This is a genomic window from Ornithinibacillus proteolyticus, from assembly GCF_039581225.1.
GTDB lineage: Bacteria > Bacillota > Bacilli > Bacillales > Amphibacillaceae > Ornithinibacillus > Ornithinibacillus massiliensis.
Window position 1 is genome coordinate 70,940 of the sequence record NZ_JBCPXV010000003.1, and the last position, 11,907, is coordinate 82,846.

Annotated in this window: 11 protein-coding genes and 1 other annotated feature; all 11 genes read right to left on the reverse strand. The window is 35.8% G+C overall.

The features are described from left to right. The gene (cccA, locus tag AAIB49_RS02955) at nt 1-366 is read right to left on the reverse strand and encodes a cytochrome c550 (RefSeq protein WP_339214639.1); all 366 of its coding nucleotides are present in this window, start codon (nt 364-366) and stop codon (nt 1-3) included. Between the two features lie 76 nt (nt 367-442). Then, nucleotides 443-994: an LTA synthase family protein gene (locus AAIB49_RS02960; RefSeq protein ID WP_339214637.1), complete on the reverse strand. Its 552-nt coding sequence runs from the start codon at nt 992-994 to the stop codon at nt 443-445. Between the two features lie 85 nt (nt 995-1,079). Further along, nucleotides 1,080-2,201, reverse strand: a complete 1,122-nt coding sequence (gene rpoD / locus AAIB49_RS02965; protein WP_186869936.1) for an RNA polymerase sigma factor RpoD — start codon at nt 2,199-2,201, stop codon at nt 1,080-1,082. Between the two features lie 28 nt (nt 2,202-2,229). Further along, nucleotides 2,230-4,038 carry a DNA primase gene (dnaG, locus tag AAIB49_RS02970; protein WP_343457182.1) on the reverse strand — a complete coding sequence of 603 codons (1,809 nt, stop codon included), beginning with the start codon at nt 4,036-4,038 and terminating at the stop codon, nt 2,230-2,232. Nucleotides 4,039-4,759: 721 nt separating this feature from the next. Then, nucleotides 4,760-5,560: a pyruvate, water dikinase regulatory protein gene (locus AAIB49_RS02975; protein ID WP_343457183.1), complete on the reverse strand. Its 801-nt coding sequence runs from the start codon at nt 5,558-5,560 to the stop codon at nt 4,760-4,762. Nucleotides 5,561-5,579: 19 nt separating this feature from the next. Then, complete coding sequence (gene ccpN, locus AAIB49_RS02980) at nt 5,580-6,209, reverse strand: transcriptional regulator CcpN (protein WP_343457184.1); 630 nt, start codon at nt 6,207-6,209, stop codon at nt 5,580-5,582. A gap of 177 nt (nt 6,210-6,386) precedes the next feature. Then, on the reverse strand, nt 6,387-8,471 hold the full coding sequence (gene glyS / locus AAIB49_RS02985) for a glycine--tRNA ligase subunit beta (RefSeq protein ID WP_343457185.1): 2,085 nt from the start codon (nt 8,469-8,471) through the stop codon (nt 6,387-6,389). Next, nucleotides 8,471-9,349: a glycine--tRNA ligase subunit alpha gene (glyQ, locus tag AAIB49_RS02990; protein ID WP_339214630.1), complete on the reverse strand. Its 879-nt coding sequence runs from the start codon at nt 9,347-9,349 to the stop codon at nt 8,471-8,473. Before glyQ ends, glyS begins: the two co-directional genes overlap by 1 nt. Nucleotides 9,350-9,533: 184 nt before the next feature. After that, nucleotides 9,534-9,710 (reverse strand) — a binding site (T-box leader). A 54-nt stretch (nt 9,711-9,764) separates the two neighbouring features. Next, complete coding sequence (recO, locus tag AAIB49_RS02995) at nt 9,765-10,508, reverse strand: DNA repair protein RecO (protein ID WP_339214628.1); 744 nt, start codon at nt 10,506-10,508, stop codon at nt 9,765-9,767. Nucleotides 10,509-10,534: 26 nt separating this feature from the next. Next, nucleotides 10,535-10,687: a YqzL family protein gene (locus AAIB49_RS03000; protein WP_186869943.1), complete on the reverse strand. Its 153-nt coding sequence runs from the start codon at nt 10,685-10,687 to the stop codon at nt 10,535-10,537. Between the two features lie 172 nt (nt 10,688-10,859). Beyond that, nucleotides 10,860-11,762, reverse strand: coding sequence for a GTPase Era (gene era / locus AAIB49_RS03005; protein WP_339214626.1), 903 nt, complete (start codon nt 11,760-11,762; stop codon nt 10,860-10,862). Nucleotides 11,763-11,907: the final 145 nt, after the last annotated feature.

Here is an 11,907-nt window from a genome sequence, read left to right on the forward strand (position 1 = left end):
TTATTTCTTCTCACTTAACCATTCAGAAATAATTGCAATTTCTTCTTCAGCAAGCTGCCCTTGTTGAGCTGGCATTCCGCCTTCTGTACCATTGGTAATGATATCTTTAATTTCATCTAAAGATAATTCAGAACCAACTGCATCTAAAGCAGGTCCCATACCACCAGAAAGGTCTGCCCCATGACAATGTAAGCAACTCGTTTCATAAATCTCTTCCGGATCTTCCATGATTACGTTATCAGCTTGTCCTTCGTCCCCTTCAGCAATCTGTGTCCTTTGATGATTACCCACAAAAGAAATAACAATTACTGCTAGTACCCCGACAATGGCAATCATTGCAAAGGGGATTAATGGGTTTCGTTTCATTAGTATTTCCTCCTTATGTATCCCCAGAATAAAAAATTATTCCACATAGCTATATCTATTCTATATGAAAAATGCTTTAGTTGAAAGAAAAAAGATGTGAAAAATTTACGAACAATAACAAAATAATAGCTAAAACACTTGACAACATTAAATAACGATAGCGAAGTTTTTTCCCTAACCAATACCAAAATACAAAAATTAGCAGAAATATCGTTATGGTAACATATGGGTTTATTTGAAGTGCATTCGTAATTAAATCTGTAGTCATTAATAATATAACTAGTGGAACAATAACTGAAATATGTACATAGTTTATCTTATTCCTATAAAAATAACGAAACACCCAAATAGAATATCCCAAAAAAAGAACTAAAATACTCAGTTGCAAAATGAAACTAAATTGAGTAAAATAAACTACAAGAAATGAAAACGGTACCATTAACACTAAAAGGATTAGCTGAATATAAAGGAAAGGTTTATACTTTTCCTTCTTTATATCCGATAACGAATTATCGTTCCCTTGTGTATATAATGCTAACAAGAAATCACACTGTGATTCAGGAAGTAATTTATGCTCCTTCCAATACAGGATTTCTTTTACAATGGTACTAGTACGATCATCTGCCAATTTCATCACCCCGATGCAGATTTAACGACATACAAAAAAGAAAGAAGGAAAGTCATTGCTCTTATACGACCAATGACCAACCCAATTAATCTAAAAAGTCTTTTAAACGTTTACTACGACTAGGGTGTCTTAGCTTACGAAGTGCTTTTGCTTCAATCTGACGAATTCTTTCACGAGTTACACCAAATACTTTACCGACTTCTTCTAAGGTACGAGTGCGACCATCATCTAGACCAAATCGTAATCGAAGAACATTTTCTTCTCTGTCGGTTAATGTATCTAATACATCTTCTAATTGCTCTTTTAATAATTCATAAGCAGCATGATCAGAAGGTGAGATTGCTTCCTGGTCTTCAATAAAGTCACCTAAGTGTGAATCGTCCTCTTCACCAATCGGTGTTTCTAATGAAACAGGTTCTTGTGCAATTTTTAGGATTTCACGAACTTTATCAGGCGTTAAATCCATTTCTTCACCAATTTCTTCTGGTGTTGGTTCACGACCTAGATCCTGTAATAACTGTCTTTGAACACGAATAAGTTTATTAATCGTTTCAACCATGTGTACAGGTATACGAATCGTTCTTGCTTGGTCAGCAATAGCACGAGTAATGGCTTGGCGAATCCACCAAGTTGCGTACGTACTAAATTTAAAGCCTTTACGATAATCAAATTTTTCAACAGCTTTAATAAGACCCATATTACCTTCTTGGATTAGGTCAAGGAATAGCATTCCTCTACCGACATATCGCTTAGCAATACTTACTACTAAACGTAAGTTAGCTTCTGCTAGTCGTTTCTTAGCTTCCTCATCACCTTGTTCAATACGAGTAGCTAACTCAATTTCTTCTGTAGCAGATAATAAATCCACACGACCGATTTCTTTTAAGTACATTCGTACCGGATCATTAATTTTAATCCCTAGTGGTACGCTTAAGTCATTGATATCAAATTCTTCTTCTTTTTCGATTTCTTTCATTTTCGGGTCATCATCAGACTCACCAATTACATCAATACCTTGATCAGCAAGATTTTCATAGAATTCATCCATTTGATCTGGCTCGATTACAAAGCTAGATAGGCGATCTGCGATTTCCTCGTAGGCAAGTACACCACGTTTCTTACCAATCTCTACAAGCTGTTCTTTCGCTTGTTCTAAAGTTAACTCAGGCTCATTTTCTTTTGTTTGTGAAGTATTATTGTCAGCCATGAGTCCCCCTCCTTCCATACTACTTAAATCAATTTAAATGCTTAACTTGTCTTTGTAATTCTATTATCTTTAGTGCAATTTGCGCTGCTTTAATTGGGTCATTCTGCTGTTCAGCTAATCGTTGTTCGGCTTTCAGCTGCTTAATGCTTACCCCTGCACTACTTTCATTACGAATAATCTGTATATAATCATTAATTTCTCTATCACTAATTTCCGTCTGGGTAGGAATTAACGCAAGTTCAATAACCAATTTCCTTAATTTCTCATCTACGATACGTTCAATGAATAGGCTAACATCTTCCAAGTTATCCTCTTCATAAAACGCATATAAGTGTGTAGCGATGATTTTGTGATCATCAATATTGAAGGAAACGCCAATATCCTCCTGGACCTTATCAGCGATGGACCGATTCTGAAGCATGTAAGCCAAGAGCTGTCTTTCAGCATTATGGAAAGCTGGTAATAATTTACCTCTTGACTTTTCTACCCTATTAGTATATCTGTCTTTTTCCCTCTTATCCTTACTGGTACCGAGTTTTTGTCGGTATTGTTCTATTTCTCCTAATAAGGATTCCATTGAAATATTATATTCTGTACTTAGTTCTTTTACGTAAAATTCTCTTTCAACAGAACTATCTAGGTGAGCAATTTCTTTAAGAACTTCTTCTAGATACTGGAGGCGATCACCTTCAAGACTTAAGTTAAAGTCTTTTTTTAAATACTGCATGTAAAAACTCATAAAGGTTTTACTTGCTCCAATAATCTCTCGCTTAAAGGCTTCTCCACCAAATTTTTGAATGTAACTATCGGGATCAAGTTTATCCTTTAAGCTCGCAATTTTCACTTGACAGCCAATCTCCTGAAGTAATTTCGCCGCTTTATAAGTAGCTTCCACTCCAGCATTATCACCGTCATAACAAATTACAATAGTTTCCGCGTATCTTCTAAGAAGCTTCGCTTGTACTTCGGTAAGCGCTGTCCCCATGGTAGCTACCACATTTTGGACACCAGATTGAAATGCCGTTATAACATCCATATATCCTTCAAACAAGACTACCTCATTTTGTTTTCGGATATATTTCTTTGCTAAATCAAAGTTGTATAACATTTTACCTTTTTGAAACATATCGGATTCAGGACTATTTAAGTATTTTGGTTCCTGTCCCTCCATTGCCCTTGCACCGAATGCAACCGTTCTACCTAGATGATTTCGAATCGGGAATATAACCCTTCCTCTAAATCGATCTATAACGGAATCATCTTGTCCCCTGGTAAGAAGGCCATATTTTACTAGCATTTGCTGATGAAAGCCTTTCTTCTGCAAGAATGTAGCTGTAAAATCCTTCGTATTAGGTGCATACCCAAGTTGAAACGTATCTATCGCTTCATTAGTAATACCCCTCTCCTGAAGATAATCCAAACCTACTTTTCCATCCTTGGTATAACGTATTAGATGGTGATACAGTTTCGTTAACCATTCATGTGCAGAAAGTACTTGTTGACTTTCTTTGGATAATGAAGATTCTTGTTTAATGGCATGTTCGGGAAGCTCAATACCAGAACGATCTGCAAGATGCTTAATTGCTTCAAAAAAGTTAAAACTTTCCATCTCCATTAAGAAGGTCACTACATTCCCTCCCTTTCCACAACCAAAGCAATGAAAGATTTGCTTTTCTTGTGTTACAGAGAAGGATGGTGATTTTTCACCATGAAAAGGACAAAGTCCAAAATAATTCCTACCTTGTTTCTTTAATTGGACATATTCACCAATCACATCCACGATGTCATTAGCATTACGAATTTGTTCAATTAATTCATCAGATATTTGGTTCGCCATATAAACCACCAGATTTCAGGATTTCATATACTATTTATTCGATATCCTCCTAATAAAATCCTTCATATTTCGACAAGTTTTTTGAGATAGTCGAAAAAAATTCCTTCTATTATGAAAAACGCTTAGAAGGATATAGAAGTCATCTTGATTTGCATTAGGTTTGTTTTACTGTATAATCCTAAAATTTATAGCCTAGACTGTTTTTGATAAGTCTAATAATACTATTCTACAAAAAAATGCAGATTCCTTCTTTAAAATGAATGTTTTATTTTTCAGAATATCTCCTAAAGTTTCTTTGTACTATTCTATACAATATCAAGTATTTTTACACAAAAATTTATTATAATACATTTCCTTTAAAATTACTATTAATTAAATTAAAATATGCAAGTTTTTTTATTACTTTTTTTAAAACCGTAGTAAAGAGGCCGGGACAAAAGAATTTATCTAAAAGGAAAAACCAAATGATACGCAAAGACCTCGCTCCGGAAATATACTTGCGGTTGCTTCCAGCACAGGGGCGACATCTGCTCGAAAAAACCTCGCAGTGTCTACTTTACCGCCGGGCGGCTGCCTTAGCCTCCTCGTGCTACTTCTTTAGGGGTCTCAACCTTGCCCTTTCCTCCCGCAGGAGTCTACGTATATTTCCGGAGCTAGTATCCTGTATCATTCGGTTTTACATTTAATTCTTTTCGTTTTGTCCCAGCCTCTAACAAACTAATTATTCTTTTATTAAACGTAAAATGTGGTTGGCTGTTTCTTCTACAGCTTTATTGGATACATCAACAACTCTACATCCAATTCTTTCCACAATTTTATCAAAATAATCTAATTCTTGATGGATTCTTTGAATGTTGGCGTAGGTTGCCTGATCTCCCAAACCTAACGCCTTCAATCTTTCTTTTCGAATATCATTTAGCTTAGTAGGTTCAATGCGTAATCCGATACATTTCTTTGGATCTACCATAAATAATTCCTCAGGAGGTTCCACTTCCGGCACGATTGGTATGTTGGCTACTTTCAATCGCTTATGTGCAAGAAACTGAGACAATGGTGTTTTAGATGTTCTGGAGACACCAATTAATATGATATCCGCTCTAGAAATTCCTCTTGGATCACGTCCATCGTCATATTTCACGGCAAACTCAATTGCTTCCACCTTTTTGAAATAGTCTTCATCTAATTTATGAACTAATCCTGGCTCTTGACGAGGCTTTTTGTCAAAGAAACGTTCCATCGCTTGAAGCATTGGCCCCATAATATCAATTGCCTCTATATTTAATTCAATTGCTTTTTGATTCAAATAATCACGCAACATTGGATCTACTAGCGTAAACCCTATGATACTTTCCGCATCCTTTGCCCGAAATAAAACTTCGTCAATTGTTTTCGTATCTTCAACATACGGTACACGTTGAATATCATAATGATGTGTAAATTGACTTAATCCCGCTTTTATCACTAGTTCTGCCGTCTCGCCCACAGAATCGGATAGGATAAAAACATGCTTTTTACTATTCATTCGCATCATCCCCCTAGGGTTAGATATGATTATCTGTAATTAATTCGACAAAGACATTGGTAATTGTCGTTTTCGTTACCCGTCCAACTACCTCTAGACCTTTTGGTGTGTCCTTTACGACAGGAACCCCATCAATTTGTTTATTAATAAGACTCTTCGCTACATCAATTAATAAGTCTTCTTTTCTGCACACGGTAATATTGGGCATCCTTGTCATAATAATATGGACCGGTAAGGCACTTAAATCTTGCTTCCCAATGGCCGCACGTAGTAAATCTTTTCTCGATACAACGCCAATTAGACATGAATGTTCATCCACGATAAACAATGTGCCAACATCCTCTAGGAACATGGTCGAGATGGCATCATATACCGAAGCACTTTCTTGCACCACAATCGGTATCGAATGATATTCATGAACCTTAAACTTTTTAATCTTCTCTGTTAATAATTCCGATCCAGTTTTTCCAGTGTAAAAATAACCAACACGAGGCCTTGCATCTAAAAATCCAGCCATTGTTAATATTGCAAGATCAGGCCGTAATGTCGCTCTAGTCAAGTTTAATTGTTCCGCAATATGCTCACCAGTAATTGGACCATTATTTTTAACAATTTCTATTATTTTTTCTTGTCGATTGGATAATTCCACTATTTCACACCACCCAACGGTTTTAGAAAAACCTGCATTTTCTAAGTGAATGCAATTAGTTTTCCTTATGCAGGTAGCCTGCTTCGTAATACTTCACTACCCGCCAAATAAGACATACTATTTAATAATATTATAGCCCACTTACACTGGAAAGAGAAATTAGTATGTCTACTTTTTTTAAAAATGCTGTTTCCACTCGATTGCATTTAAGTTTGCAAAGCTATTTAGTAATATGGCAATACGATTTAATAATGCCAATCGATTTGTTTTTAATCGCTCATCCTCTGCCATTACCATATTGTTATCAAAGAATTGATGGATAGGCTCTGCTAGCTTCTCTAGTTGAGCAAATGCTTCCTGATAATTATCTTTCTCTATCCATGATTGATAGCTCTGTTCTATTTTCTCATATGCTTCATATAATGCTCTTTCGGAATCTGTTTCAAAATAAGTAGCATGTACTTCTGTTTCATCTGTTTTCGAAGCTAAGTTTAATACCCGTACCAAAGCTTCTTGAATCGGTTTAAAGCTTTCATCATTACGTTTTGATGATAAAATGCTAGCCTTCTGAATGATAGCTGACATAACACCAATTTCCTCACCAGTTATTGCCTGAATAATGTCTTGTTCAATGCCTCTTTCTTTTAATACAAAGGCAACTCTTTGTTGTACAAAATCATGTAATTCTTGCTGTACCAATTCTAGATTAACATGTTCTAGATTCAAGGATTCATAAAGCTCAACGGCTATGTTAAATAGTTGATCAACTTTAATTTCCCAGCCCCGTTCATTCGCTATACGTAAGATTCCAGTTGCTTGACGGCGCAATCCGTATGGATCCTGGGACCCTGAAGGCTTCAGGCCGACACCAAGGCATCCTACTATTGTGTCTAATTTTTCCGCAACACTTACGACTGAACCAATCAATGTCTCTGGTAATTGTCCACCTGCACTTGTCGGCATATAATGTTCTTTAATTGCAACTGCAACAGCTTCATCTTCTCCAAATATCCGAGCATATTTTTCACCCATTATACCTTGAAGCTTGGTAAATTCACTTACCATATTCGTCATTAAATCAAATTTAGAGATTTCAGCAGCACGCATAATCTGGTTCTTTTCATTCTCATTAATAGCGATTGCCTCTGCTATCTTCTTAGAAATACTGATTACGCGATTAACTTTATCATAAATAGTTCCTAGTTTTTCCTGGAAAACAACATTCTTTAATTTTTCCTGGTAAAAATTGATTGTCTGCTTCTGATCCTCTTCATAGAAAAATTGCGCATCAGACAATCTGGCTCTCAATACTTTTTCATTTCCTTTAATTACTGTTTCAATAGCATGGCTATCTCCATTACGGACCCCTACAAAGTAAGGTAGCAATTCCCCAGAATTAGATTTAACTGGGAAATAACGTTGATGTTCCTTCATGGACGTTACTAACACTTGTTCAGGTAATGGAAGAAATTCCTTTTCAAATGATCCAACAAATACTGTTGGATATTCAACTAGGTTCTTTACTTCCTCTAATAGATCTTGTTCGATAGGCACTTGAAAGTCATGCTCATTCTCTATTTGTTTAATCCCATCAAGAATCATTTTCTCTCTCTCATCTGCATCGACAATGACAAAGCTATCTTTCATTTTTTCCTTATACTCTAAAGGAAGTTGAATCGTAATTTTATCACCTAAGAAACGATGTCCAAATGTTTCATTATTAGTTTGCACTTGTGCAATAGTAAACGGTATGATTTCCTTATCATAAAGCGCTACTAACCAGCGAATTGGTCTAGCATATCTCATGGATTGCTCGCCCCAACGCATGTTTTTGCCAAATTGGATAGACTCAATGATACGCTTAAACTCTGGTAATATTTCCTTTGTTGGTTTCCCTTCAATTACTTTCTTAACAAATATATAAGTAGTACCCTTTATATCCTTTGTATAAATATCATCTACTGATTTACCTTGTCCTTTAGTAAAACCAATAGCAGCCTTCGTCCAATTACCAGCTTCATCTTTGGCAATTTTAATAGCGGGTCCCTTTGCTTCTTCCTCAATAGTAGCTTGATTTTCATCCATATCTTGAATAAAAATTGCTAGCCTTCTAGGGGTTGAATAGGTTTCGATTCCTGTATAAGTAATCCGTTGTTCCTCTAACCAGCTTCTTGTTTTATCTTCCAATTGCTTTTCAGCATCATCAATAAATCGTGCTGGAAGTTCTTCTAGACCTATTTCAAACAACACATTCTTAGCCATTATTTTTCCTCCTTCTTAAGCATAGGGAATCCTAAACGTTCTCGTTCAGCAACATAAGCTTTTGAAATGTTACGTGCTAGATTTCGAATTCTTGAAATGTATCCAGTTCGTTCTGTTACTGAGATTACACCTCTTGCATCTAACAGGTTAAACGTATGGGAACATTTCAGTACGTAATCATAAGCAGGGAAAATAAGTCCTTTTTCCATCGTTTTTTGTGCCTCTTCTTCATACATTGTAAATAAGGTAAATAGCATATCAACATTAGATTCTTCAAATGTATAAGTTGAATGCTCAAATTCTGGTTGTTTAAAGATATCTTTGTAAGTAAAGCCCTCTGTCCATTCTAAATCAAATACATTCTCTTTATCTTGAATATACGATGCTAGTCGCTCAATTCCATACGTTAATTCAACGGTTACCGGATTCGCTTCTAACCCGCCAATTTGTTGGAAATACGTAAATTGCGTAATTTCCATTCCATCAAGCCATACTTCCCAGCCAAGGCCAGCTGCTCCAAGAGTTGGATTTTCCCAGTTATCTTCTACAAATCGAATATCATGTTCTAGTGGATTGATCCCTAAAGCCTTTAAAGAATCTAAATATAGTTCCTGGATATTATCTGGAGAAGGCTTAATCACAACCTGGAATTGATGATGCTGATACAGACGGTTTGGGTTTTCCCCATATCGTCCGTCATCTGGTCTACGGGACGGCTCTACATAAGCAACTCTCCATGGCTCTGGACCAAGACTACGTAGTAATGTCATCGGGGACATTGTGCCAGCACCTTTTTCAACATCATAAGCCTGCATTAAAATACAGTTCTGTTCTGACCAAAACTTTTGCAATGTTAAGATCATATTTTGAATATTCATGAATACTACCTCCGTTTAGTTTTTTTAGGATAATCTAATAAAAAAGAGAGTGACATAAGCGTTCCTATCGCTTTACTCATAAAACACGAATCTCCATCGTAAGGATAAACAACCGGTACTATGGCCGGGAACCACTTACTCTAAATCAAAAAACCCGTCCCTATGCCTATAAATAGCTTATAGACATAGGGACGGGTTTAAATCCGCGGTTCCACCCTATTTGCTTTATTGATTCATAAAGCCACTTTACTCGTTCATGCTCCAGAGCGCCATTCCTAACTGCCCCAATACCCAGCTCTCACCACCCTGGATTCGCTACTAATGGTAAACAGAAAGTACTCTTCTCTTTCATCACAATCTATCAAATATGTATCATATTACTTTATTCATGTGGTATTTGTCAATATAAAGGTCATTATTGCAGCTTATCAAGCTGATTAAGAAATTTTCTAGTCTTTAAATAATACCCTCCATAGCGGTCATAGTAATTATCTAACAACCCTCGTAACAATAGCTTGTTTTCTTCTTTAACCGATACATTGCCTACTCTTTCTAATCCAACACTGGAGAAAATATATAATAGCTTTACGACCGAATTCGATAACGGAACAGACTCCGGATCGAAATGACGACATTTCGAACAAAGTAAGCCACCTTCTATCATAGAAAAGGTAAAGGGAGGATTTTTCTCACCACAATGTGCACAACAGTCCACCGTAGGAGCAAAACCTCCGACCCGATATAACTTCATTTCATACATCATGAGTGGTATATCGACGTCATGATGATTACTTATCCATTCCAACGTCTCCGTTAATTGTGTATAAATCTCTAAATTAGGTACATGTTCATCAAGCAGCTTATCTGTCAGCTCCATTAAATAGGCAGCATAGGCCGTCTTTATAATGTCCTCTCGAATAGTTCGGTATGAATCAATAATTTCTCCCTGTTGTATATTGCTTAAACCTTTATTAAGATAAAGAAAAAATTGACCATAAATGAATGGCTGCGTAACAGCAGCCATCCTGCTTTTAGGTTTCTTTGCACCTCTTGCAATTGCAGAAAATTTACCTATTTTTTTACTGAATATCGTAACAATTTTATGTGTTTCACCATAGTCTTTTGTTTTTATTATGATACCATCTATTTTCTCTAGCATACATAGTCCCCTTTATTCACTGCATGCTACATATTTGAATCAACCGGTAAGTTCTCCAGATTATTTTCTGAGCCATTTTCTAAATTTAGCTCTTGAGGTTCACTTTCTAACTCTTTCATCAATAAATAGGTCTCAATATTTCCTGTTTGACTAAATAATTTCCATACTAAGTCGATCACAAGAAAACACACCTTTCTTTATACTTTTCTACAAGTATCTTTTCTAAGTTAGAATACTGCTTACTTCCTAAATTAATCTGGATACATAGGTTGCATGACAGGCAATCCATGTTCCGGATATGCTTATCTTCTCCACTCTAAGAGAAAGAATGAGTTATAATTTTTTCCAACTTTAATACTCATCTTGGCGGAATCCATATTCAAATAATTGGCTTTGCTTATTTCTCCAGTCTTTTTGTACTTTTACCCAGAGTTCGAGATAAACTTTAGAACCTAATAACGCTTCAATATCCTTGCGTGCTTCTTTCCCGATATTCTTCAGCATGCTTCCTTGTTTACCAATTAATATCCCTTTTTGTGATTTCCTTTCTGTCACAATTACTGCTTGTATAAAAATGGCATTTGATTCACGTTTCTCGATGTTTTCTATTACAACAGCGATAGAATGTGGTACTTCTTCTCTTGTTAAATGAAGTACCTTCTCTCGAATTAATTCACTAATGATAAACCTCTCCGGATGGTCCGTTACTTGATCCGCCGGGTAAAATTGTGGCCCCTCTGGTAGATGGTTTTTAAGTACGTCCAAAAGATGGGTAACATTATTCCCTTGCAATGCTGAAATAGGAATAATTTCTTCAAAATCATATTTTTCTTTATACAATTCAATTAGTGGTAATAGCTTATCCGGATGTACTAGATCGATTTTATTTACGACAAGGAAGACTGGACTTTTTACACGTTCAAGGCGATCCATAATAAATTGATCCCCTTTACCATATCCCTCATCGGCATTTATCATAAACAGTACTGCATCAACTTCATTCAAGGTATTTTCAGCAATTTTAACCATAAAGTCACCTAGACGATGCTTTGGCTTATGTATTCCTGGGGTATCGATAAATATAAATTGTGCATCTGATTGGGTTAATACACCTTGAATTTTATTTCTAGTTGTTTGTGGTTTATCACTCATAATGGCTATCTTTTGACCAATTACTTTATTCATAAATGTTGACTTCCCAACATTTGGTCTACCAATAATAGCTATAAATCCTGATTTGTAGTTGTTTTCCATGTATGAAATTCCTCCAAGAAGTTTATTGTTTACGATTTTCGTTTCTATTTTTCGTTTCTATGTTTGGTCTATTATACTACAAATTCTTCCTTGTTTCATGTTATCGACAAAACCTTTAAAAAGATTATATGCTTCGATAAGTCTC